Below are 24,856 nucleotides of genomic sequence, written 5' to 3'. Positions count from 1 at the left end.
TTATTCGTCCTCTTCGTCTTCGGCATCCCAGGCTTCGTTGCGGGCCTGCACCTTGGACATCGCGTTGCGTGCCTCGTCCTCGGTATCGTAGGGGCCGAGAAGCTGGGTCCAGTCGGACTGCGGTCCCTTCTCGATTCCGCCGGTCGATACGTTGTACCAATATTTGCCTTCACCGGGGGTGGCGCTCTGGCTCACGGTCAGCTCCTAGGTTCGTTTGCTGTTGCTGACTCCACGCTAGCTCAATCTCACGCACATCGGTGGCTTCAGAAACGCGATGTTGGGCTAGCCCCTTAGCTAGAATGTTTATATGGCTACTGTCGCAACTGCACCACTTGGAACCCTGACCCCTGGCACGATCTCACCGGAGCTCTTCGTCCCGGCGCATATCGAACGACCCGAATATGTGGGCAAGAAAGAACCGGCAAAAAGCACGGCCTCGGAAGTTAAAAGTCCTGAAGTGATCGAGCGAATCCGCATTGCCTCACGGATCGCGGCCCAAGCGCTGGCCGAAGTTGGCAAGGCCTGCCAGCCGGGCGTGACCACAGATGCGCTTGATCGTCTGGGTCACGAATTCTTGATGGATCACAACGCCTACCCATCGACTCTCGGCTATCGGGAATTCCCCAAGTCGCTCTGCTCCTCGCTCAATGAGGTCATCTGCCACGGCATCCCGGACAGCACCGTGTTGCAGGATGGCGACATCATCAACATCGATATCACCGCGTACATCGGCGGGGTGCACGGGGATAACAATGCAACGTTCCTCGTGGGCGACGTTGACGAAGAATCCCGGCTCTTGGTGGAACGCACCGAAGTGTCCTTGAAGCGGGCGATCAAGGCAGTGATGCCGGGGCGTGAAATCAACGTCATCGGGCGCATCATCGAAAGCTACGCCAAGCGCTTTGGCTATGGCGTGGTCCGTGATTTCACCGGCCACGGGGTCGGCGAGGCATTCCACACCGGGCTGATCATTCCGCACTACGATGCGGCGCCGGCCTACGATACCTTGATCGAGCCTGGCATGGTCTTCACCATCGAGCCGATGCTGACCCTGGGCACCATTGAATGGGATATGTGGGCCGATGACTGGACGGTGACCACGCGCGACAAGAAGCGCACCGCACAGTTCGAGCACACTCTGCTGGTCACCAACGACGGCGCCGAGATTCTCACCCTTCCGTAGCGGCTCGAATACTCGATTGTCGGCAAAGAACAAGGCCGGGCCCCGAACCGTCATGGTTCGGGGCCCGGCCTTGAAACTATCTGCCTACGGCTGGGAAGCGTTGGCCACTAGTCTGCGGTAAGCGGACGCTGGTTTCCCTGCGGGGTCTTGGCCCGGCGGTCGCGCAGCTTCGCGATCGCAGTTTCGAAATCCGTGAGCGACTGGAAATTGTGATAAACGCTAGCGAAACGCAGATAAGCGACCTCGTCCAGGCGCGACAGCGGCTCGAGAATCGCCAGCCCAACCTGATGGGCCGGGATTTCTGCGGCCCCGGAAGTCCGGACCGCTTCCTCAACCTCTTGAGCCAGGATGGCCAGATCGTGATCGGTCACTGGGCGTCCTTGGCAAGCCTTGCGCACACCATTGATGACCTTGTGGCGCGAGAATGGCTCCACGGCACCGGACTGCTTCAAAACGCTCAGCGAAGCGGTTTCCGTGGTGGTGAAACGGCGCGAACACTCGGTGCATTGACGACGGCGTCGAATGGACACGCCATCGTCGGCGACTCGGCTATCGACCACACGCGAATCTGCGTTGCGACAATAAGGGCAATTCATGGCACCTCCAACTTTTTGCGACCGTGGTGTCTACCGAGGCCTACGGCGTACAGAAATCCACACACGTCACCTAATAGTTTAGCTTCTAAAGCGCCTGACGGACCGCGACTGCATCGCCGTGCGCTGGAAGGTCCTCCGCATTGGCCAGATTGATCACGTGAGCGGCGACCTCAGCAAGCGCGCGCTTGTCGTAGTCGATCACCTGGATGGCCTTCAAGAAGGTGTTCACATTCAGCCCCGAGGCATGCAGGGCGGTACCGCTGGTAGGAAGCACGTGGTTTGACCCGGCGCAGTAATCTCCCAGCGACACCGGAGCGTACTCACCTACGAAGATCGCCCCGGCAGCATTGATCCGCGCGGCAACCGCGGCGGCGTCTTGGGTCAGCACCTCGAGGTGTTCGGCCGCATACGCATTGCATACGTCGATCCCCTGCTCCAGGTCATCGACCAGGATGATCGCCGATTGCGTACCTGCCAAAGCCTGCTGCACGCGTTCGGTGTGTTTTGTTGCGGCCACCTGCGTGGCAAGTTCGGCGCGCACAGCGACAGCTAGCTCCGGCGAGTCGGTGACCAGGACGGCCGCCGCATTCGCATCGTGTTCGGCCTGCGAAATCATGTCCGCGGCGACGAAGGCCGCGTTGGCCCGGTGATCGGCGAGGATCGCAATTTCGGTGGGTCCGGCTTCCGCATCGATTCCCACTACTCCCTTGACCAGGCGCTTAGCGGTCGCGACGAAGACATTGCCCGGACCTGAGATGACATCTACCGGTTCGATATCTCCGCGCTGGTCTCCGGGGACTTCGACGCCGTAGGCGAAGGCCGCGACGGCTTGCGCACCTCCCATGGCGTGCACCTCGGTAATGCCCAGCAGCTTCGCCGCGGCAAGGATCGTTGGGTGCGGCAGTCCTCCGAAGTCACGTTGCGGAGGGCTGGCCAACGCCAGCGAGGAGACGCCTGCCGCCTGCGCCGGGACGGTGTTCATGATCACCGAGGAGGGATAGACGGCCAGTCCTCCGGGAACATATAGTCCGACGCGGCGCACCGGCACCCAGCGCTGCGTCACGGTGCCGCCGTGGCCATAGCTCACATTTGCATCCTGCGGCAGCTGCGCTGCGGCGAAGACTCGCGCGCGGCTGATCGACTCTTCCAGAGCCAGCCGGACCTGCGGGTCTAGCTCGTCCAGGGCACGATCGAGTTCGCCCTGGGGTACCCGGGTATGCTCCAGATCAACCTTGTCGAATCGCTTCGCGAGGTCCTTCAACGTCTTCATGCCATGCTCGCGCACGTCCTCGATGATCTGCTGGACCACCTCGGCGGCGGTCTGCGAGTTCACTTCAGGTCGCGGCAGTTTGGCCTTGAGCTGAGCACGGTTGAGTTTCTCTCCACGCCAATCGATGGTCGCGAGTTCGGAAAAGACTGTATCTGGGTTTGAAGTCACGCTCCTAGTTTAACGCCTCTGACCGGGTTAGCTTTCCTTTGGTTACCCAACCCGGTCATACGCCTCTGGAAGTTGCTACACATCCAAACAGGCAGGGCCCAGCAGTACCTTGAGGTCTCCGAACAATGCGGGGTTCGGATTGACCCTGAAGTTCATCCCTAGCCGCATCAAGGAGGTTCCCCGGCTGCCGGTGAGTTTCACCCGCACCTCGGTATTGCCATTGTGGGTACGCAGCACGTCACCGAGCTTTTGGATCAGCGATTCGGTGGCCTTATGCGTCGGAATCCCGATGACCACCGGTCCGGTGCCAGAGGCATCGGAGAGTTCCGGAATCATCATTTCTTGGGCGTTGAGCGTAATCGAACCATCATCGCGGCGCTGCACGCGGCCCTTGATGACCACGATCAGGTCATCGGCCAGGATCTCGGCGATCGGCTGATAAGCCTGCCCGAAGAACATGACTTCCATGGAGCCCGAGAGGTCTTCGATCTCACACCGCGCGTAGGGATTGCCGGATTTCTTGGCAATGCGCCGCTGCAGCCCGCTGATCATGCCTGCAATCGAAATGACGTGCCCATCGGAGGGCCCTTCATCCGAAAGCACGCTGGTGACCGGCATATCCGCGTACTGGTCCAGGGCAGAGCCCAGTCCCTGCAAAGGGTGGTCCGAGACGTAAAGGCCGAGCATATCCCGTTCGTAAGCGAGCTTTTCCTTCTTCTCCCAGTCGGGGAGGTCGGGGACGGCCACCGTCATCGCGTCCGAAACATCGGAGGTATCCAGCGCGCTGAACAGGTCGAACTGGTTCGCGGCCTCATTGCGCTTGAGCTGGATGACCGAGTCCACTGCTTCTTCGTGGATAGCCACCAGCGCACGGCGCGGGTGCTCCATCGAGTCGAAAGCACCGGCCTTGATCAAGGATTCGATGGTGCGCTTGTTGCATACCACCGCCGGAACCTTGCTCAGGAAGTCGCTGAAGTCCCGGTAGGCTCCCTTTTCGGTGCGCGCTTCGACCATGCCAGCCACGGCGTTGGCGCCGACGTTTCGGATGGCGCCCATGCCGAAGCGGATGTCCTTGCCCACAGGGGTAAAGTTCAAGGCCGATTCGTTGACATCAGGCGGCAGCACGGTGATGCCGATGTGGCGGCATTCGTTCAGGTACAGCGCGAGCTTATCCTTGTCGTCGCCGACGCTGGTGAGCAAGGCGGCCATGTATTCGGCCGGGTAGTGAGCCTTGAGGTAGGCGGTCCAGTAGGAGACCACACCGTAGGCTGCCGAGTGGGCCTTATTAAAGGCATAGTCGGAGAAGGGCAGCAGAATGTCCCACAGGGTTTTCACTGCGGCGTCGGAATACCCGCTGTCGTTCATGCCCTTTTTAAAGCCGGCGAACTGCTTATCCAGTTCGGACTTCTTCTTCTTGCCCATGGCGCGGCGCAGAATATCTGCCTGGCCCAGCGAGTAGCCGGCCAGTTTCTGCGCGATCGCCATAACCTGCTCCTGATACACGATCAGGCCGTAGGTCCCGCCGAGAATATCCGCAAGCGGTTCTTCGAGTTCCGGGTGGATCGGAGTAACGTCCTGCAACCCGGTTTTACGCAATGCATAATTGGTGTGCGAGTTCGCGCCCATTGGACCCGGACGGTACAGGGCGATGACTGCGGAAATGTCTTCGAAGTTATCCGGACGCATCATTTTCAGCAGCGAACGCATCGGGCCACCGTCGAGCTGGAACACGCCGAGGGTATCACCGCGGGCAAGCAGCTGGTAGGCCGCGGGATCTTCCAAGGTCAACACCTCGAGGTTGATCTCGTTCCCGGTGTTGTACTGAATGTTCTCCAGCGCGTCGGAAATGATGGTGAGGTTGCGCAACCCCAGGAAGTCCATCTTGATCAGCCCCAAACCTTCGCAGGTCGGGTAGTCGAACTGGGTGATGACTTGGCCATCCTGAAAACGGCGCATAATCGGGATCACGTCAATAATCGGATCCGAGCTCATAATGACGCCGGCGGCGTGTACACCCCACTGGCGCTTCAGCCCTTCCAGGCCCTTCGCGGTCTCGAAGACACGCGCGGCTTCCGGGTCATTCGCCACCAGGTTGCGGAAGTCCCCGGCTTCGGAATAGCGCTTCGAATCCGGATTCTCAATGTCGTTGAGCGGAATGTCCTTGGCCATCACCGCCGGAGGCAATGCCTTGGTCAAGGTTTCACCCATGCTAAATGGGTAGCCAAGCACGCGTGAGGAGTCCTTCAGCGCTTGTTTGGTCTTGATCGAACCATAGGTCACGATCATGGAGACACGTTCGTCGCCGTACTTTTCGGTCACGTACTTGATGACCTCCGCGCGGCGGCGATCATCGAAGTCGACGTCGAAGTCGGGCATGGACACACGTTCCGGGTTCAAGAAGCGCTCGAAGATCAGCCCGTGCACCAGCGGGTCGAGGTCGGTAATACGCATGGCATAGGCAACCATGGAACCGGCACCGGAGCCACGGCCCGGACCGACACGGATGCCGTTGTCCTTGGACCAGTTGATGAAGTCCGCCACGACGAGGAAGTAGCCAGGAAAGCCCATCTTGATGATGACGTCCAGCTCATAGTCCGCCTGCCGGCGCGAAGCGTCCGGAACGCCATTGGGATACCTGTAGTGCATCCCCTTGTCGACTTCCTTGATCAGCCAGCTGGTCTCATCTTCTCCCGGAGGACAAGGGAACTTCGGCATGTAGTTCGCGTTGGTGTCAAAGGTGAGATCAACGCGATCTGCGATTTCAAGGGTGTTGTCGCAGGCTTCTGGATGTTCCTTGAACAGCTCGCGCATTTCGCGCGCGCTCTTGAGGTAGTAACCGGAACCGGAGAATGCGAAGCGGCTGCCACCCTGGTCATAGGTCGGTTCATCGAGCGTGGAACCCGAGTTGATGGCAAGCAGCGCCTCGTGCGCTTTCGAATCAGCTTCATGGGTGTAGTGCAGGTCGTTGGTCGCCACCAAGGGGATGCTCAGCTCGCGGGCCAGGCGCAACAGGTCCTTGGTGATCCTGCGTTCAATCTCCAGACCGTGGTCCATGATCTCGCAGTAGTAGTTTTCCTTGCCGAACAGGTCCTGGAGCTCCGCCGCGGCAGCCTTGGCCGCGTCGTATTGCCCGAGGCGAAGCTTGGTCTGCACCTCCCCGGAGGGGCAACCGGTGGTCGCGATCAGGCCCTCGGAATGCTCGTTGAGCAGTTCGCGGTCCCAGCGCGGGTACTTGCCGAACACCGAGTCCAATGAGGCTCTGGAGGAACCCTTGAACAGGTTGTCCATGCCCTTGTTGTTATAGGACAGCAAGGTCATGTGGTTGTACAGGCCACCGCCGGAAACGTCGTCGCCTTTTTGCGATTCGTCGGTACGCCATTTCACACGGGTCTTGTCATCACGGGCGGTGCCCGGGGTGACATAGGCTTCTACGCCGATAATTGGCTTGACGCCGGCGTCGGTCGCCCGTTTCCAGAAATCAAAGGCGCCAAAGAGGTATCCATGGTCGGTGATGGCCATGGCTTCCATGCCTTGCCGGTTGGCTTCTTCGAATAGCTCGCCTAGCCGGGCTGCTCCGTCCAGCATGGAGTATTCGGTATGGGTATGCAGATGGACAAATCCGTCACGTGTCGCGCTCACTGAACCAGTCTAGCGATTCACGCAACGAATTTCGTCCACTGCCCCACCCGCTGTGGGAGCTCTCATAGCAAGTAGCGTGGGATCTAGTAAGTTCCCTCGCGCAGTAGCTCCAATGCACCCGACAGGTCGTGCGGATATTCGCTTTCGTACTCGACCCATTGATCGGTGACAGGATGGTTGAATCCCAGACGCTTGGCATGTAGCCATTGGCGGGTCAGTCCCAGGGCGGCGCTGAACTTCGGGTCCGCGCCATAAGTTTGGTCGCCGACGCAGGGGTGGCCGAAGGCTGAGAAGTGCACACGGATCTGGTGGGTTCGGCCGGTTTCCAATTGCACTTCGACCAAGCTTGCCCGCCCAAAGGCCTCAAGCATTTCGTAATGGGTCACCGAATCACGTCCGCCTTCGAGTACCGCAAATTTCCAGTCGTGTCCCGGGTGGCGGCCGATGGGCGCGTCGATGGTTCCTTCTAGGGGATCCGGCAGTCCCTGGACCACCGCGTGGTAGACCTTTTTCGGAGTACGTTCCTTGAAGGCGCGCTTGAGCGCGGTGTAGGCGCGTTCGGACTTGGCCACCACCATCAGGCCACTGGTGCCGACGTCGAGCCGATGCACGATGCCCTGGCGTTCTGACGCGCCGGAGGTTGAGATGTTATATCCCTCGGCCATCAGCGCGCCGACAACTGTCGGGCCGACCCAACCGGGCGAGGGATGCGCCGCGACGCCTACCGGCTTGTCGATGACCACATAGTCATCTTCGTCGGCAATAATCTTCAGATCTTCCACGGCTATTACTCTAATTTCTAATGGATCGGCCTGGGGTGGGATGGTCACGTGCAGCTTGTCCCCCACTTGGAGCTTAAGCGGCTTGGTGACAATCCGTCCGTTGACTTCAACCATCGAATCTTTGCACAGGGACTTGGCCAGGGTGCGCGGGATTTCCAGGGCCTTGGAGATGTGGACGTCCAGGCGTTGCCCTGCGTCTTCAGGGGCGACGAGTAGTTCGTGGATCTCGGTGGTGTCGGTACCGCTCATGCTGTGGGCTCCGTGCTTTCGTCGTCCCCGTCGTTCATTTTCTTAGTTGGCGCATCGCCGATGGTGCCATCCAAATTTCTCCCGCGGATCAGCATCAGCGCAACCACGATCATCGAGCAGACGATGAACGAGTCGGCGACGTTGAAGATGGCAAAGTTTTGGACAGAGAACATGTCAACGACATGCCCGAAGCCAAAGGCCGGCTCGCGGAAGATTCGGTCGGTCAGGTTTCCCGCGACCCCACCGAGCAGACATCCCAGGGTGATCGCCCAGGAGCGTACCGCGACCTTGCGCAAGAGCAGGTAGATCACGTAGACCACGACCGCCGCTTGCAAGATGGCAAAGATGATCGTGAAGTCTTCGCCCATGGAGAAGGCGGCCCCGGGGTTGAGAATGTAATGGATATCCAAGAAATTCGGGATGACCACGAAGGATTCGCCGAGTTCCATATTCCTCTCCACGAGAATCTTGACCGCCTGGTCCAAGACCAGCGCGATCAAGGCGATGACCAGCCCGATGCCGGTGAAGCGCTTGGCCGCAGCAGCACTTCTCGGTTGTGAAGCACTCAAACTATTACCCATTAATTCCCTTTAAACATCAACGGTGGCGCCGGACAATCCCGAGCACCACCGTCAACTGTACTGATATTTAGTTCAAGCCATCAAACCCGTAAGGGACTAGTTGGACTTGGTTGCGTTATCGATGGATCCCTGCGACTCAAGGTCGCGGAGCTGTCCTTCGATGTAAGTCTTCAGACGTGCACGGTAGTCACGCTCGAAGCCACGCAGCTGCTCAAGCTTGCGCTCAAGTACTGACTTCTGCTGTTCCAGTGCGGAGAGAGTCTTGCGGCTCTTCTCTTCTGCAGAGGTAACCAGCGAGTTCGCTTCGGTCTTAGCTTCCGAGATGATCTTGTCACGCTGCTCAACACCGGAGGCAACGTATTCATCGTGCAGTCGCTGTGCCATCGAAAGCACGTTGGCTGCAGATTCTGCGGACTCGGTGCGAGGAGCGGCAGCAGGAACGGCGTTGGCTCCAGGAGCCGCGTCCTTCTTGTCCTCGACCTTGGCTGCAGCAACCGGAGCTTCGGCCTTCTTGGCCTCGGCTGCTGGTGCAGCTGCTGGGGTCTCGACCTTCTTTGGCTCTTCCGGCTTGGTTTCAGCCTTCTTTTCTTCAGCTGGTTTCGCAGCTGGAGCGGCGGCCACGGGAGCTGGAACGGACTGTTCCTTGGCCGAGACGCTGGTGTCCCCGCCTTGCGCTGCCAAGCGGCGGCGCAGCTCTTCGTTCTCACCGGTCAGGCGACGCAGCTCCACAACGATCTCGTCGAGGAAGTCATCTACCTCGTCTTGGTCGTAGCCTTCACGGAACTTGGTCGGCTGAAACCGCTTATTGACTACGTCTTCTGGCGTCAAAGCCATTGGGTCACCTCAATACTGGGATCATTTCCGCTCGACCGTTGATGTCTAGCGAAACACTTACCGTTCATTCAGTGTCGCGACCGGTGAAGTCGGAGCACTATTTCCTAAAGGATATAACGATTCGGACACTAATTACGAAACCGAACTGCCGGGACAGCTCTTTTTCTATTGAATTTTACAGTTTAGGATCCAGCCAGATCCTCGTATTCTTCTACGAAATACCTGCTCAGATCCCTGTACTGTAACCTACGCCACTAATGATCGATTTGACAATCATTACGACGATAAACAGGATCAAAAATGACAAGTCAAGCCGGATTCCACCGATATCCAATGGCTTAATCCTGCGTCTCAACCAACGCAACGGCGGGTCGGTAATAGTGACGATTGCTGTTGCGGCCACTAGCGCGATCCCTTTCGGGCGCCAATGCCGTGCAAAACTTTCAGTTATGTCCAACACAATTCGCATTATTAGCAGAATCTGCAAGACAGCTAGCAGGAAATAAATAATCCCGAACACCATGTTTACGCGCTCGCTCCTGCAGCTTAGCTCTGGTTGAAGAAGGTCGCCTGAGCTTCGGACTGTTTACGGTCTTCACCCAGTACTTCCACAGTGGCCGGGGAGAGCAGGAATACTTTATTCGTGACTCGCTCGATGGAGCCGTGGAGTGCGAAGACTAGGCCAGCCGAGAAGTCGACCAGGCGCTTAGCATCGGTTTCTCCCATATCGGTGACATTCATAATCACCGGGATTCCGTCACGGAAGTTCTCACCGATGATCTTGGCATCGTTGTAAGAACGCGGGTGAACGGTAGTAATTTGACGCAATTCGGAATCCTCATCCCGTACTGAAGGGGCACGCTTTATCGGTGTGACCGGAGCACGGTATTCGTTCTCTGGTTCTTTGGCTACGGAATGCGGGGCAACCGACTTGACTACCGGCTGCGGGCGCGGAGCTTCGGAAGGACGCTGCGGGGCAGCATCTTCTACGGCCCGCACCTGGGTCCTAGGTTCTGAGTTGTCCATTTCGGCCTCGCTCTGCTCAACAGCATCCGCCAAGCCGAGATAGACCATTGCCTTACGTAGTCCGTCAGCCACGATATTTCTCCTCAGTTGTCCCGTGCATGCACCCGCAGGTGCATGATTCCGCTACTCTGACGCTACCGCACGGCAATCGACAGGCATCGCTCATTCGAATTTTTTTGCGCGGTGTGTCGCGCAAGGCTAGGCTTTCGGCCATATCAGGCCAGCCAATCGACCCGCTTGCGGAGTTCTTCGGTAGGAGAAGAATCTCTCATCCTCTAAGGTGCAAATTCCGCTTTGCTGTACCGTAACACCAAGGGCTGAGAGTTCCTGCTCGGCCGAAACTGGCAGATCGAGAGCGGGAGTTCCCCAGCTAGTGCTGGATCGTATCCCCGGTCGCGCAAGCTCGGATTCGGCCTCCATCGCTTCAGGGACTTCATAGCAGCGCCCGCAAATGGCCGGACCGATGACGGCCTCGACCGCATCTGCACCCAATTGCCGCAGTTCGTCGACGGTACGCGTCAGAATCCCACCCAGAAGCCCTCGACGCCCGGCATGGGCCGCGGCGGTGAAAGTCCGATCATTGCGCTTGTCTCGTGCAACAAAAAGGACGGGCAGGCAATCGGCGACCATGACGGCCAGGGCCTCGCGACCGGTAGGGTCAATGAGCGCATCGCAGGTCGGCGCCTCGGGTTCATTCCATGAGGTTCGCAGGCCTGGGGCAATGTGCACCGCCACGGTGGAATGGATTTGGTTCATGAAGTGCAATGAAAAACGGCGAACCCCGATCGAGTCTTCCAGCTTGGCCCGATGCTCCCCTACTAAGTGGGGGTCATCGTTTACATGCAAGGCCAGGTTTCCCTCGGCTTGCGTGGTAAATGCCAGTTGGATACTCGAATCGAGGTTCGACGCGAAATGTAGCACTGCTCAGCTTGTCGCTGTTTTTACTTTAGGAAGTCCGGAACGTCCAGGTCATCGTTCGAACCGTTAAGGTCCGAGTCGACAACGTCTGGAAGATCCTGGAAGGAGTTGTTCTGCTCCGCTGCCGCTGGCTTTGCTTCTGGAGCAGCAGCCGCCGGAGCTGGTGTTGCTTCAGGGGCCACCGCAGCTGGAACAGGCTGCTGCTCCTGTGCCTGACGGCTGGCCGCTGGCTTTGAAACCAGCGGAGCCATCGGCTTGCTGGTTACGTCCGGCTCGTCAAAGCCGGCAGCAATTACCGTGACTCGAGCTTCGTCACCCAAGGCGTCGTCGATGACGGCACCGAAGATGATATTGGCTTCTGGGTGCGCGACTTCCTGAACCAGACGAGCTGCCTCGTTGATCTCAAACAAACCGAGATCCGAGCCACCCTGAATGGAGAGCAGGACGCCGTGCGCACCGTCAATGGATGCTTCCAGCAACGGCGAAGCGATTGCTAGTTCCGCGGCCTTGACCGCACGATCCTCGCCACGTGCCGAGCCGATACCCATAAGTGCCGAGCCGGCACCCTGCATAACGGACTTCACGTCGGCGAAGTCGAGGTTGATCAGACCCGAGGTAGTGATCAAGTCGGTGATGCCCTGAACACCGGAAAGCAGAACCTGGTCTGCTTGGCGGAATGCGTCCAGAACGGAAACGTTGCGGTCCGAGATGGACAGCAGTCGGTCGTTCGGGATGACGATCAGAGTATCGACTTCGTCGCGTAGTGCCTCGATGCCATTTTCGGCCGAGTTTGCGCGGCGGCGACCTTCGAAGGTGAATGGGCGGGTAACGACGCCGATGGTCAGTGCGCCCAATCCGCGGGCGATTCGTGCCACGACGGGCGCGCCACCGGTACCGGTGCCACCGCCTTCGCCGGCGGTCACGAAGACCATGTCGGCGCCGCGGAGGACGTCTTCGATCTCTTCTACGTGGTCTTCGGCTGCCTGGCGTCCCACATCAGGGTTCGCGCCAGCGCCGAGACCGCGAGTAAGTTCGCGTCCTACGTCGAGCTTAACGTCGGCATCACTCATGAGTAGAGCCTGCGCATCGGTATTGATGGCGATGAATTCAACGCCCTTGAGACCGACTTCGATCATTCGATTGACTGCGTTTACACCGCCACCGCCGATTCCGACGACTTTAATGACCGCGAGGTAATTCTGTGGAGCTGCCACGTCCCGCTTCCCTTGTTAGATGTGCTACATATTTCACGATTCATGCGCGAAACCTTGACCTTTTGCCTTAAGGTTAAGTTTCTGTCAAGCTATCGCTATTAAGAACGCTATGAGCCATGCTGGCTTTCTGCAACGACCGCCGTGGCGTGTCGCCTATTGAAACCTATCTTTCCAGAATTTACCTTGAGAATGTTCATCCCTCGCCCGTGGCGAACGACTTAATACGTCACCGGGTTTTCTGGATTGGTCACGTCGATGACCTTGGCCATCTTCGGATTTTCTTTTAGTTCATCGAGGAAAATCTTCGCAACTTCATTCTTAAGTGCGGCTTTCGCCCCGTCTCCCCAGATCAGAGTTCGCTTCTTCGGCAAGGCGAGTTCCATGAAACCGGCCTGGGTCAGCGTAGCGGTGGAGACCTGCTTGAGCACGTTGGGCTCCACCGTGCTCAGGATCCCGGTCAACAGCTGAAACTGTTCCGGGTCTTTGGTTTGATCCGAGGCCTTCACCCGAGGAAGTTTGGTCTTGTCCTTCTCTCCGACTTTTTTCAGCTTCTCTCCGGTAGAGGAGACGATATAGGAATTTTTCCCCTCCACTAGGATCGCCACAGGCTCGGCCTCCACCACTTCGACGACTAGCGTGTCGGGCATTTTCGCACGCACCACAATCTCGTCCACGGCTGGCTGATCGCCGATAAGCTCTGCGACACGCGATTCGGAGATCCGCGGCAGCGGCACTCCTTCCAGCGGCGCCAGCGCTTCGAGCAGCTTCTTCTCGCTGACCAGCTTGCTTCCGGCCACCTCAATCTTCTTGGCGGCAAGCAGCGGCGAAAAGCTGAGAATCAATACCGCCGCGATGCTCAGCGCCACAATGCTTGCGGCGATGACAATGAGCAGCTTGCGTCGTTTCTTCTCCGGGCTGGCTGGCAGCTCGACAACCTTGGTGTTTTCTCCCATGGTGGCTCCCAGCTTTATTCGCAGGACAGTGCTGCAACGATTTGCGAACCAAGTTCGGTCACGTCGCCGGCACCAATGGTCATCACAACATCTCCGGGTTCGGCATACTCGACCACGTGGGCCACCGCCGCCGCCGGGCTGAGCACTTCGCTTGGCACTTCGATCCGCTCGGCGATCAGCGCGCTGGTGACTCCGGGGATCGGCTCTTCACGTGCCGGGTAGATCTCCAGAACGCGCACGCTGTCGGCCAGCGACAAGGCTTGGGCGAACTGGCGGTAGAACTCTTGGGTTCGGCTGAAAAGATGCGGTTGGAACACCACATGCAGCTTTCCGTCTCCCACCACTGCACGTCCTGCCTTCAAGGCGGCGTTTACTTCGGTGGGATGGTGGGCGTAATCATCATAGACACGCACGCCTTCGGCTTCGCCTTTGAACTCAAAACGGCGCGCTGCACCTGCAAAACTCGCCAATGCCTCAAGCGCATCGTCGATTTCGAGCCCGGCATCCATGCCTACCGCCAGGGCTGCGGCAGCGTTGAGCAGATTGTGCTGGCCGGGCACCGCAAGGTTCAGCGTATGGCTCTCGCCGCTCCCCCATTCGATGGTGCATGCAAAACGCCCGTCGTCCAGCGCGCGCGCATCGCTGAGCCGACGGTCAGCGTGATCGGCGAAACCGTAGGTCTGGATCCGCAGTTCGGGACGTTCGTGGCGCATCTTGCGAGCCAGATCATTGGCGCCTTCATCATCTGCACAGCAAATGAGCAGGCCATCCGCGGGCAGCAGCCGAGCGAAATCTACAAAGGCCTGGTGCACGGCTTCCGCCGTACCGTAGTGGTCGAGGTGATCGGCTTCGACGTTGGTGACCACAATGACATTTGGCCGATAATTCAAGAACGATGAATCGGACTCATCCGCCTCGGCGACGAAGATCGCTCCCGCGCCGAGTTCTGCGTTGGTGCCCAGACTCGGAATGTTCGCGCCCACGGCAAAAGACGGGGCTGCCGCGGCGGTCTTCAGCATATGGGCGGTCAACGACGTGGTGGTGGTCTTGCCGTGGGTTCCGGCGATGGCCACCACTTGCTGATGGCCGCGCATGGTCGCTTCGAGCCCCTCGGAGCGGTGCATGATGCGCAGTCCCCGGCGTAGTGCTTCATCGTACTCGGCGTTCCCGGGCTTGATGATCGAGGAGATCACCACGGTGTCCGCGTCGCCCAAGTTCTGTGGGTCATAGCCGACATGGATACGCGCACCGCGCCCGCGCAAGCCGTCGAGTACCGGCAGGTCCTTGGCGTCGGAGCCGGAAACCGATACCCCGTAGTCCAAAAGCAGTCGGGCAACGGCAGAAACGCCAACACCGCCAACACCCATCAGATGTACCTTGCCAAGTTCGGCGATGTGTTCGCCTGGCTGCTGTGCCATGTTTAGCCTTTCTGACCCGACGCTGAACGGCGGGATGAAACTTCATCGATAATCAGGGCCGCCATCTGCTCGGCGGCGTCTCGCTGCCCCAGGGCGGCGGCAGCCTGCGACATCTGTTCAAGTTTATGCTGATCGGTGACCAAGTTCAGGACTGTGTCGGTGACAAACTCGGGAGTGAACTCATCGTCGGCGACCAGCACCGCGCCCCCTGCTGCGACGAGTGCACGCGCATTGAGCTTCTGCTCGCCATTGCCGATGGGCAAGGGCACCAATACCGAGGGGGTGCCCGCCACGGCCAGCTCGCAAACGGTCCCGGCACCCGAACGGCAGATCATCAGATCGGCCGCCGCATAGGCGTAGTCCATGCGTTCCACATATTCGCGCTGCGTATAGCCCTGCCGCGCCAAGAGATTTCCCTGGGCATCGGTGGCCTGCTTATCGCGGCCGGTAATATGCACCACGTGAATTCCGGCGGCCGTCAGCTCATCGAGCGCGGCGACCATCGTGGTGTTGAGGCTTTGCGCCCCGGAGGAACCGCCGGTGACCAGGAGTACCGGAGCTTCGTCGGTGAGTCCGAAATACGCGCGTGCTTCCTCGCGCAACGCGTTGCGGTCCATCAGCGCAATATTCGAGCGCATCGGCATGCCCACCTGGCGTTCCTTGGGTAACCCCGTATTGGCGAAGGTGGTTCCGACCGCAACGGCGTGTTTGGCACCCAACTTATTGGCCATGCCGGCAACCGAATTCGCCTCATGGACAAAGGTCGGTATCCCCAGCTGCTTTGCCGCTAAATAGGCTGGGGTGCATACGTAGCCGCCCACGCCGAGCAGTGCTTCGGCCCCGCTTACGCGCAGGGTCCGCTTCGCCTGGCTTAGCGCCTTGAGGAATCGAAATGGGAACTTGAGCAGATCCAGCGAAATACTGCGGGGCATCGGCGCCTTGGGAATCAGCTCCAGCCGATATCCAGCTTCCGGCACCAGCTTCGTTTCGAGTCCGCCCGGGGATCCCAGCGCGAGGATTTCTGCTCGATGCTCCCGTTTGCGGACCGCATCGGCGATCGCCAGCATCGGCGAGATATGGCCGGCGGTTCCGCCTCCGGCAACGACCAGACGGATCGGATCACTCATGGCTTTTTCTACTCCTTGGGTCCAAGACCGGCTGTTAGGCAATAACGTAGGCGAATACTACTTTTTAGGCTTCTTGGCATCCTCGACAAGGGTAGCCAATGCGGCGACCTTTTGGGCGCGAGCCGAACACAGGACAAAACCCATGGCGAGCATTACCGCCAGCATGGCCGAGCCACCGGAAGAGATGAACGGCAATGGCACGCCGATGACCGGCAGCAGACCGCTCACGGTGCCGAGGTTGATGAACGTCTGGCCGATGATCCACGAAGAAATGCACCCCATGAGGACCTTCGTGTACAGGTCATTTGCGCGCATCGAAATGCGGTACATGGCCAAGGCCAAAAGCGCGAACATGGACAGCACGAAGAGCACTCCGACAAAGCCGAACTCTTCACCAAGAATTGAGAAGATAAAGTCGTTTTGAGCTTCCGGAACATAGGACCACTTCAACCGTGATTGCCCGGCGCCAACACCGAACCAGCCGCCGGATGCAAAGGCATGAAGTCCCATGCTCGACTGGTAGCAGATCCTGTCGTCGGGTCCGCAGTCGATGTTCAGCCACGCCAGCACTCGGGCACGGCGGTTGCTAGAGGCAAAAACCAAGACCGAGAGCACGATAAAACCCGCGGCGCCGGTCAGGGCCAGCCACTTGACCTTGAGCCCACCGAGGAATAATGCGGTGGCGATGATCAGGATGAGGATCAGCGCGGTACCCACATCCTTGCCCCACAGCACCAGCAGGAGGATGGCGCCGCCGACGGGAGCAACTACTGGAATGAACAGGTGCTTGTAGTCGTGCAACATGCCCTGTTTCTTTTCCAGCATGAACGCGGCAAAAACCGCCAACGCCAGCTTGGCGAATTCACTGGGCTGCAGCCCCACGGTGGCGGTGATGCGGATCCAGTTTCGGTTGCCCAAGACCTCATGGCCCAGCGGGGTGAAGGCCACCAGGAAGAGCAGCCCGAACGCGATGATTGCCGCCGGCCAGGCGAGCCGCTTCAAGGACTCTGGTTTGAAAAATTGCATGACGATCATGCACGCGATCCCCAATGCGGCAAACATCGCCTGGGAGATTGCCACCTCAAAGCCATCGTTTCCGCGCGCGATCGCCTCGACCGATGCCGAGGACTGGACCATCAGCACACCGAAGACGGCTAAGGCGATGGAGGTGACGAACACCAGCATGTAGTCAATGGAGGCGGTCCGGGCACTACCGGATTCGATATTGCCGATGAGCCGAGAAATCGGGGAGATTTTAGGCTTTCCGTTCTTGGCTTTTTTGCCACGTGGTGACGCCATATCTGCCTCCCGTCCCGTCCGCTGCTTACTTGGTTTCTTCGGTGCCCGCATCCATCAGATCACTGACCGCGCTGATAAATGCGTTGCCACGCTGGGCGTAGGAACTGAATTGATCCATCGATGCCGCGGCCGGAGCCATCAGCACGGTGTCGCCGGCTTGAGCTAGTTCTGCCGCCTTGCGCACCGCTTGGGTCATCACCTGAGTCCCGCTAGGGACAACGCCCTCGGCGGCTAGCCCTTGAGCGGTAATGTCGATCAGCTGTACCTGCGGTGCCTGTTCGGCCAACGCCGCACGCAGCGAATCGTTGTCCGTGCCGATCAGCAGCACGGCTCGTAGCCGTTGGGCATGCTCCTTGACCAGCTCGGTGTAGTCCACGCCCTTGGACAGGCCGCCGGCGATCCACAGCACCGAGCTGAACGCCGCAAGGGAAGCATTTGCCGCATGCGGGTTAGTTGCCTTGGAGTCGTTGATCCACAAGATCTCATCGCGACGCGCTACCGCTTGGATGCGGTGCGCTCCGGAATCAAACCCGCTAAGCCCCTTGGCGATCGCTTCGGCTTCCACCCCGTAGGCGCGGGCCAAGGTGGCCGCCGCCGCGGCGTTGGCCGCGGTATGCCGTGGAACGATCTCGCCGATATCTTTCAGCGCCACCAGTTCAAGCGCGTTGGTCCGGCGATCTTCGATGAATGCGCGGTCCACCAGCAGTCCTTCGACGATGCCTACGGTGGAAACCGCTGGGCTGTCGGTGGAGAAGCCAATGGCCCGGCAGCCTTCGACAACATCCGCGTTCTCGACCATTTTGAGCGTCGGCGCATCGGCAGTGTTGAAGATCGCGGCGACTTCGGTGCGTTCGTAGATCTTGGCCTTGTCGGCCTTGTAGCCTTCGAATCCACCATGCCAATCGACATGGTCCTCCGCGATGTTCAGCACCACCGAGGCGAGCGGCGAAATGCTGTGGGTGTAGTGCAGCTGGAAGCTGGAGAGCTCAACGACGAACACGTCGTATTCCACCGGTTCGCGCACCGCATCGAGAATCGGGGTGCCGACGTTGCCCACGGCGATCGCCCGCAGGCCGGCGGCCTGCAAGATCGCTTCGGTCATTCCTACCGTGGTGGTCTTGCCGTTCGTGCCGGTGATCGCCAGCCACTTCGGCGCGGTACGCCCGGCGCGGTTCTGGACCCGCCAGGCCAGTTCGATGTCGCCCCAGATTTCGATGCCGGCATCCGCGGCTTGAAGCAAGACCGGGTGACGCGGATTCCAGCCTGGCGAGACGATCACCAGGTCTGGCGCAGCGCCATCGACCTGTGGCAGCGAAGCGACGTGCTGCTCGCCGAGCAGCACCTCGTGGGCTCCGACCAGCTTGAGCGTTTCGGCGCGCTGGGCGTTGATCTTATCGTCGCGGCCGTCGATGACGCTGACGATCGCGCCCAGCTCGATCAGGGTATCCGCGGCAGAGAAACCGGAAAGCCCGAGCCCCGCAACGAGAACGCGCAGGCCCTTCCAATTAGCATCCCAGCTTCTCAGATCGGCCAGTTTTTCACTCACAGTGCGACAACCCATTCGGAGTAGAACAGACCCAGTCCGGCTGCCACGAACAGTCCGGCCAGAATCCAGAATCGAATAACAACATTCTCTTCGGACCAGCCGGAGAGCTCAAAGTGATGCTGCAGGGGCGCCATCTTGAACACGCGCTTGCCGCCGGAAAGCTTGAAGTAACCCACCTGGATGATTACCGACAGGGTAATGATCACGAACAGCCCGGCGATAACTAGCAGCAGCAGCTGCGTGCGCGAAAGAATGGCCATGGCCGCCACGGCACCGCCGATGGCCAAGGAACCGGTATCGCCCATGAAAATCTTTGCCGGCTTGGCGTTCCACCACAGGAATGCGATCAGCGCACCGGAGATGGTGGCGCCGAGCAGCGCCAGATCCTGCGGGTCACGCACGGTGTAGCAGACTTCCATGGCGTTGGCGTTGCCGCAGGCCTGGTTCTGCTGCCAGATGCCGATCAAGGTGTACGCGCTGAACACCATGATCGAGGCCCCGGTCGCCAAGCCGTCCAGGCCGTCGGTGAGGTTCACGCCGTTGGTGGTGGCGGTGACGATGAAGTTTGCCCAAAGCACGAACAGGATCAAGCCGAGCATTGGTCCGGCAAAGGCCAGATCGATGTTCAGGTCGCGCAAGAAGGAGATCGCGGTGGAGGCCGGGGTCAGGCCCTGGCTGTTGGGGAACTGCAAGGCGAGGATGGCGAAGCTGATGCCCACGATCGCCTGCAGGACGATCTTCTGGTAGGCACGCAGGCCCAGGGAACGCTTCTTGGCGATCTTGATGAAGTCGTCGAGGAAGCCGACCAGGCCCATTCCGCCAAAGAGCAGCAGCACCAGCAAACCGCTGGCGGTGATGCCCGAGGAGGTGCGTCCCATTAATCCGAGGATCAGGTGCGTGGCAAAGTAGGCGACGAACACCGCAAGCACAAAGACCACCCCGCCCATGGTGGGGGTGCCGGACTTCACCGCGTGCGAATTGGGGCCGTCGTCTCGCACGACCTGGCCGTACTGCTTTTTGGTGAGCAGCCGAATGTATAACGGCATCGCCACCATGGTCAGCACCAGGGCAATGCCTGCGCCTAGAATCAATGCGATCACGCGTCTTCGCCTTCTTTCACAAGTGCAGCGATGTCATCGCCCAGGTGCCGCAGACCGGCCCCATTTGAGGATTTAAACAGGACAATATCTCCAGGTAGTAGCTGCTCTTGAAGCAAGGTACGTGCTTCGTCTAGATCTTCCACGAAATAAGCTTCGTCTCCCCAGCTGCCTTCAAGCACCGCCGAATTATAGGCAAGTTTCGCGCCCCAGCCGATGACCAGCAATTTCTTGATGTTCATGCGTACCGCGATCCGTCCCAGCACATCATGCTCATGCCGGGAGTCGTCGCCGAGTTCAAGCATTTCGCCCAGGACCGCCCAAGTGCGCCGGGCGTGGCCCTGCTCATCGGGCAGGCCGAGCTCGGCCAAGGTGCGTAGCGCGGCGCGCATGGATTCCGGGTTTGCGTTGTAGGCGTCATTGATGATGGTGACGCCGTCGGCCCGCTCGATGCGCTCCATCCGCCAGCGGCTGCCGGCGGCCAACCCATCGAGGGTCTCGGCGATCTGCGCTGACGCGATCCCGAGTTCAAAGGCTGCGCTCGCGGCGGCGAGAATGTTGCTCACGTGGTGGCGGCCCAGCAGGCCGGAGGTGATCCGCTGGCTGTAGCCGTCGGCGAATTCGAGGGTCAGCTCGGGCTGGCCTTGCGCATTAACCACAACATCGCTGGCCCAAACGCTGGCGTTCTGTGGCTTTCCTTGGATGCTGCCGAAGTACCGGACCGCTCCCCCGGAGCGGTCCGCCATGCGCGCTACCCTGGCATCTTCGAAGTTCAGCAAGGCGGTCCCGGAGGCGTCCAAGGCCTCGACGAGTTCGCCCTTGGCTTTTTCAATGTTTTCGACTCCGCCGAATTCACCGGCATGCGCGGTCCCGACGCAGAGCACTACGCCAAGCTTCGGGCGAACCATGTCGGTCAGGTAGGTCAGGTGTCCCACGCCGGTGGCGCCCATTTCGATTACCAGATATTTGGTTTCCTCGGTGGCGGTGAACACCGTCAGCGGAACGCCGACTTCGCCGTTGTAGGAACCGATCGGCGAAACGGTCGGTGCGACCTTGTCCAAGATCGTCGCCAGCAGGTCTTTGGTGGTGGTCTTTCCGGCCGAACCGGTAATCCCGATCACCACGGCATCGTTCCGGGTCTTCAGGTATTTGACGATGTGCGCGGCAATCTGGCCCATGGCTTCGACCGCGTCTTCCACGATGATTGCCGGGTGCTCGACCCGCCGGTCATCTAAGGTGATGCGTTCGGCCAAGGCCAGCACGGCACCACCGGCGAGAGCCTTGTCGATGAAGGCGTGCCCGTCGGAGAACTCACCGGGCTTGGCGACAAAGAGGGCTCCGGGAAGCACGTCACGCGAATCGGTGGTGACCGATGAGATGACGGTGGATGGGACGACAGAAGCTGTCGCGCGACCCCCGGTGATCGCGAGCAGGTCGGAGAAGGACAAATCAATCATGGCAATTAGGACTTTACACTTGTGCGGCCGTGGTCGAGGACTTCTGTGAGCTAGTAAATGGTCACAAATCCATGAAGTTTTAGGGCGTTGGCCAATTCGATGCGGTCATCGAGGGCAACGTCAATTCCCGCTACGTCTTGGCTGACTTCGTGTCCACGACCGGCGATGAGGATCGCATCTTGGACCCCCGCCAAACTCACAGCGAACTCTACGGCTTTAGCGCGTGGCGCGATGTTGAACAGCTGCACCTGCCGGCGTTCGCCTTCGATGACAGCGCGCGCTCCGGATGCGACTTGCTCGCGAATCGGTGCGGGGTCTTCGCCGTGCGGGTCGTCGTCGGTGACGATGACGATATCGGCATGGCGTGCGGCTACCGCGCCCATGTCCGGCCGCTTGGTCTTGTCGCGTTCACCGGTGGCGCCAAAGACGATGATCCGCCGGCCCTGCTCTCCGGTGCGTACCGAGTCCAGAGCCTTAGCCAGTGCGTCGGAATTGTGCGCGAAGTCCACCACGGCAACCGGGGCTTCGCCGATCACCTGCATGCGTCCGGGAACCGACACGGACAACGGTTCGAACTCCTCCAGCACCTGTTGCAGCGTATCGAGGTCAACTCCGCTGCTAAGCACCATGAGCGTGGCCAGGGCCGCGTTGGCGACGTTGAATAGGCCCGGCAGCCCGGTACGCGCGTGCAGGGTTCGCCCGTCGCGGTGCACGATGGAGAATTTATGTCCAAGCGCACTAGGCGCAAGGCCGGTGACTCTCCAGTCGGCGGTCCCGTTGGCAGCGTCGAGGCTCAGCGATTCGGTGGGGATCAGGGCCTGCTCCGCCAAGCGCTGGCCGTACGGATCGTCTACCATCACCACCGCGCGTTCGCTATGCTGCGAGTTAAACAGCTTCGCCTTGGTCTGGAAGTACTCCTCCATCGAACCGTGCAGGTCTAAGTGGTCTTGGGTGAGATTGGTATATCCGGAGACTGCAAATCGAAGTCCGTCCACTCGGCCATAGCTCAGTGAGTGGCTGGAGACTTCCATGGCCACGGTGGCGACTTCTTGCTCCTGCATCCGCGCCAGGACACCATGCAGCTGGGTGGCCTCGGGCGTGGTCAGCACGCTGGGGATGATCTGGCCGCGAGCAGACATTTCGATGGTGCCCACGAGGCCTGAGTGCCTGCCCAGGGCCTCGGTTATCGCGCGAATCATGTAGCTTGTCGTGGTTTTGCCATTGGTGCCGGTGACCGCGAGCAGCTGTGGACAGCGTGTATCTGTGCCGTAGACGCTGCTAGCGGCTTGGGCGGCTATCTGCCGGACGTTCGGCACCACTGCTACCGGGATTGACAGTTCGGCTGGCAAGAACTCCAGCCCGGCAGGATCGGTGATCAGGGCAACTGCACCGTGTTCGAGCGCAGCCGCAAGGAATTCGGCTCCGTGCCGCTTGGCACCCGAAATCGCTAGGAACACGTCTCCCGGCTGAACGATCTGCGGGTTCAGGCTCACACCGGTAATGTGCGGATTAAGCCCGGTACCTCGGTCCTTTGCAGTTGCGGCAACCGTCACGCAGAGCCGGTCAAAGCTGATTCCCTTGACCGATTGGGGTCGTAAATAACGTTCCAGCTCGCGTGGCGTGCCTGATTCCTGGACTACCAAGGTTTCTTTTGTTCCTTACCAACGAAGACGTCGTACGACTCAGATTTAGTGGAGCTTGGCGGCACGTTGTAGGTGTTGAGCACGTGGCTCATCACCTCGGTGAACGTGTCGGCGACCGAAAAGTTCTTCCAGCTGCCTTGTGGACGGTACATGGTTGCCACCACAACGTATTGCGGGTCATCCAGTGGTGCTACGCCGGCAAACGAATAGCTGTATCCGTCGTAGCCTTTGTCGCTGGCGGCCTGGCCGGTACCGGTCTTTCCGCCTACCCGGTAGCCCGGTATCTTCATTTTAGTACCGGTGCCGGATTCCACGACACCTTCCATGAGTTTGAGCATCTCTTTAGATGTCGTCTTTTTCACAACTCGGGTAGTTTTCGGGGTTTCAGGTTTGGTGATGCTGCCGTCTTCGTTCTTGTACCCCTCGATGAGGCTTGGAGCAATCAGTTCGCCGCCGTTGGCCAAGGCTTGGAAGATCGATGCCGTGTGCAGCACCGTCTGGGAATAGCCCTGCCCGAACATGGTGGTGTACTGCTGGCGTCGGTCCCAATTCTCGGGTTTTGCCAGCTGACCGGCGCTGGCACCATTCAGACCAAGGTAGATCGGGCTGCCCAGCCCAAACTTGCGCATGTAGTCATAGCGTTCCTTGTTGCTGAGCTTATTGCCAACCATCACCGTGCCGGTGTTGTAGGATCGGGCGAAGATTCCGGCCACGGTCATGTCATAGGTGGCGTGCGGCAACGAGTCGTGGATCGTCTCTCTGGTGACCGTCACTTTGTTCGGGACGCGCATTTCGGTCTTCGCAGTCACCGCACCTTGGTCTATCGCTGCGGCGAAGATGGCGGCTTTGCCTGTGGAGCCTGGTTCAAAGGCACGGGTAATGGCCACCGAACGCCGGAATTCCGGGTCGGTGGCTCCCGGATCGTTGGGATCCAGCTGGGCGGAGTCGCCGATGGCAAGAATCTTGCCGGTCTTCACTTCTTGGACGACGACCGAAACCCATTCAGCGTTGAATTCTTTCTGCTTCTTTTCGGCTTCACGCTGGGCCACATAGTTCACGTCGGAATCGATGGTGAGCATCACGTCCTGGCCATTGACCGCGGGAGTTTCTTCGACTTCGGTGACCGGGATGCGCACGCCGTCGGCGCTCACCTCGATCTTGCGGCTGCCGTTGGTTCCCTTCAGATGCTCCTCTTGGCTCAGTTCGAGCCCTTCGGCGCCGACCACGGTGGTCTGGTCTTCGGAATTGCGAACAAAGCCAAGCAACGGTCCGGCAATGACGCCTTGCGGATATTGCCTTTCGCTGCGCAGCAATGGCGTCAGACGAGGGATGCCAACTTCCATGACTTCGTTCTTGACTTCTGGGGTGACTCCCTTGGCAAGAACCACGTAGCCTTTGGGCTTGGCGTCATCCTGCGGCTGAACCGATTTGGCAAGGTCTTCGGGGTTCTGCTCAAGAATTTCCGCAAGTTCCTGGATCGCCTGGTCCCAGCCGATGAACTCGCTGCCGTTAGTCCCATCACGCTTGGCGCGGCGGATTTGATCTCGTTGATCACGCTGATCGATCACCAGGTCGTATCGATCCACGCTGACCGACAACAAGGTTCCCTTGCGATCGACAATTGAACCGCGAGTCGGCGCGATGATTTCTTCGCGCTGACGATCGGCCTGAGCGGCGTCGGCGACGGTGGAAGCGTTGATGCCTTGCACCCAAAATAGCCGACCAGCAATCGCCAGGAGTGCTGCCAAAGATAGGATCAGCAAAAAGCGCATGCGCTTTTTTGCGGTTTCCAGTGCGGTCGAGTTCACGGTGATACTCAGTCCCCTCAACGTGGTTTCTTGACAGCGAGAATTACC

21 protein-coding genes are annotated in these 24,856 nt (G+C 59.6%); 1 reads left to right on the top strand and 20 read right to left on the bottom strand.

The features are described from left to right. On the bottom strand, nt 1-195 hold the full coding sequence (locus CQ019_RS02805; RefSeq protein ID WP_105552420.1) for a hypothetical protein: 195 nt from the start codon (nt 193-195) through the stop codon (nt 1-3). Between the two features lie 112 nt (nt 196-307). Between CQ019_RS02805 and map the strand changes: the two genes are divergently transcribed. Next, a complete protein-coding gene (map, locus tag CQ019_RS02800; protein ID WP_105568874.1) occupies nt 308-1,183 on the top strand; it encodes a type I methionyl aminopeptidase in 876 nt (291 codons plus the stop codon). A gap of 107 nt (nt 1,184-1,290) precedes the next feature. On the opposite strand, the gene nrdR is transcribed toward map, so the two are convergent. From nrdR to CQ019_RS02705, 19 genes are all read right to left on the bottom strand, one after another. After that, entirely contained in the window at nt 1,291-1,779 is a 489-nt protein-coding gene (gene nrdR / locus CQ019_RS02795) for a transcriptional regulator NrdR (protein ID WP_096286469.1), read from the bottom strand. A gap of 85 nt (nt 1,780-1,864) precedes the next feature. After that, nucleotides 1,865-3,217 carry a histidinol dehydrogenase gene (hisD, locus tag CQ019_RS02790; protein WP_105552421.1) on the bottom strand — a complete coding sequence of 451 codons (1,353 nt, stop codon included), beginning with the start codon at nt 3,215-3,217 and terminating at the stop codon, nt 1,865-1,867. Between the two features lie 75 nt (nt 3,218-3,292). Then, the gene (gene dnaE, locus CQ019_RS02785) at nt 3,293-6,856 is read right to left on the bottom strand and encodes a DNA polymerase III subunit alpha (RefSeq protein WP_105552422.1); all 3,564 of its coding nucleotides are present in this window, start codon (nt 6,854-6,856) and stop codon (nt 3,293-3,295) included. Between the two features lie 83 nt (nt 6,857-6,939). Then, entirely contained in the window at nt 6,940-7,887 is a 948-nt protein-coding gene (locus tag CQ019_RS02780; RefSeq protein ID WP_105552423.1) for an RluA family pseudouridine synthase, read from the bottom strand. Continuing rightward, nucleotides 7,884-8,456, bottom strand: coding sequence for a signal peptidase II (lspA, locus tag CQ019_RS02775; protein ID WP_258133469.1), 573 nt, complete (start codon nt 8,454-8,456; stop codon nt 7,884-7,886). The genes CQ019_RS02780 and lspA overlap by 4 nt, the downstream gene beginning before the upstream one ends. A gap of 108 nt (nt 8,457-8,564) precedes the next feature. After that, complete coding sequence (locus CQ019_RS02770; protein WP_105552425.1) at nt 8,565-9,302, bottom strand: DivIVA domain-containing protein; 738 nt, start codon at nt 9,300-9,302, stop codon at nt 8,565-8,567. Between the two features lie 226 nt (nt 9,303-9,528). Then, nucleotides 9,529-9,825, bottom strand: coding sequence for a YggT family protein (locus CQ019_RS02765; RefSeq protein WP_096286481.1), 297 nt, complete (start codon nt 9,823-9,825; stop codon nt 9,529-9,531). A gap of 23 nt (nt 9,826-9,848) precedes the next feature. Continuing rightward, nucleotides 9,849-10,400: a cell division protein SepF gene (locus CQ019_RS02760; RefSeq protein ID WP_105552426.1), complete on the bottom strand. Its 552-nt coding sequence runs from the start codon at nt 10,398-10,400 to the stop codon at nt 9,849-9,851. Nucleotides 10,401-10,526: 126 nt separating this feature from the next. Next, the gene (locus CQ019_RS02755) at nt 10,527-11,249 is read right to left on the bottom strand and encodes a polyphenol oxidase family protein (protein WP_105568873.1); all 723 of its coding nucleotides are present in this window, start codon (nt 11,247-11,249) and stop codon (nt 10,527-10,529) included. Nucleotides 11,250-11,269: 20 nt separating this feature from the next. Next, entirely contained in the window at nt 11,270-12,460 is a 1,191-nt protein-coding gene (ftsZ, locus tag CQ019_RS02750; protein ID WP_105552428.1) for a cell division protein FtsZ, read from the bottom strand. A gap of 218 nt (nt 12,461-12,678) precedes the next feature. Beyond that, entirely contained in the window at nt 12,679-13,413 is a 735-nt protein-coding gene (locus CQ019_RS02745; RefSeq protein ID WP_105552429.1) for a cell division protein FtsQ/DivIB, read from the bottom strand. 14 nt (nt 13,414-13,427) lie between these two features. After that, a complete protein-coding gene (gene murC, locus CQ019_RS02740) occupies nt 13,428-14,831 on the bottom strand; it encodes a UDP-N-acetylmuramate--L-alanine ligase (RefSeq protein ID WP_105552430.1) in 1,404 nt (467 codons plus the stop codon). 2 nt (nt 14,832-14,833) lie between these two features. Beyond that, nucleotides 14,834-15,958, bottom strand: coding sequence for an undecaprenyldiphospho-muramoylpentapeptide beta-N-acetylglucosaminyltransferase (gene murG / locus CQ019_RS02735; protein ID WP_105568872.1), 1,125 nt, complete (start codon nt 15,956-15,958; stop codon nt 14,834-14,836). Nucleotides 15,959-16,015: 57 nt separating this feature from the next. Next, entirely contained in the window at nt 16,016-17,257 is a 1,242-nt protein-coding gene (locus CQ019_RS02730) for an FtsW/RodA/SpoVE family cell cycle protein (protein WP_105568871.1), read from the bottom strand. Between the two features lie 25 nt (nt 17,258-17,282). Continuing rightward, nucleotides 17,283-18,818, bottom strand: coding sequence for a UDP-N-acetylmuramoyl-L-alanine--D-glutamate ligase (gene murD, locus CQ019_RS02725; RefSeq protein WP_105568870.1), 1,536 nt, complete (start codon nt 18,816-18,818; stop codon nt 17,283-17,285). After that, complete coding sequence (gene mraY, locus CQ019_RS02720; RefSeq protein ID WP_105552434.1) at nt 18,800-19,903, bottom strand: phospho-N-acetylmuramoyl-pentapeptide-transferase; 1,104 nt, start codon at nt 19,901-19,903, stop codon at nt 18,800-18,802. Before mraY ends, murD begins: the two co-directional genes overlap by 19 nt. Beyond that, the gene (gene murF, locus CQ019_RS02715; protein WP_105552435.1) at nt 19,900-21,357 is read right to left on the bottom strand and encodes a UDP-N-acetylmuramoyl-tripeptide--D-alanyl-D-alanine ligase; all 1,458 of its coding nucleotides are present in this window, start codon (nt 21,355-21,357) and stop codon (nt 19,900-19,902) included. The genes mraY and murF overlap by 4 nt, the downstream gene beginning before the upstream one ends. Nucleotides 21,358-21,407: 50 nt before the next feature. Continuing rightward, nucleotides 21,408-23,000, bottom strand: a complete 1,593-nt coding sequence (locus CQ019_RS02710; RefSeq protein ID WP_105568869.1) for a UDP-N-acetylmuramoyl-L-alanyl-D-glutamate--2,6-diaminopimelate ligase — start codon at nt 22,998-23,000, stop codon at nt 21,408-21,410. After that, entirely contained in the window at nt 22,994-24,808 is a 1,815-nt protein-coding gene (locus tag CQ019_RS02705; RefSeq protein ID WP_258133830.1) for a penicillin-binding protein 2, read from the bottom strand. The genes CQ019_RS02710 and CQ019_RS02705 overlap by 7 nt, the downstream gene beginning before the upstream one ends. Between the last annotated feature and the right edge of the window lie 48 nt (nt 24,809-24,856).

The organism is Arthrobacter sp. MYb229 (assembly GCF_002975405.1).
Taxonomy (GTDB): Bacteria; Actinomycetota; Actinomycetes; order Actinomycetales; family Micrococcaceae; genus Glutamicibacter.
The sequence above is the reverse complement of the archived record's forward strand: the minus strand, read 5'-3'. Positions and strand labels throughout refer to the sequence as shown.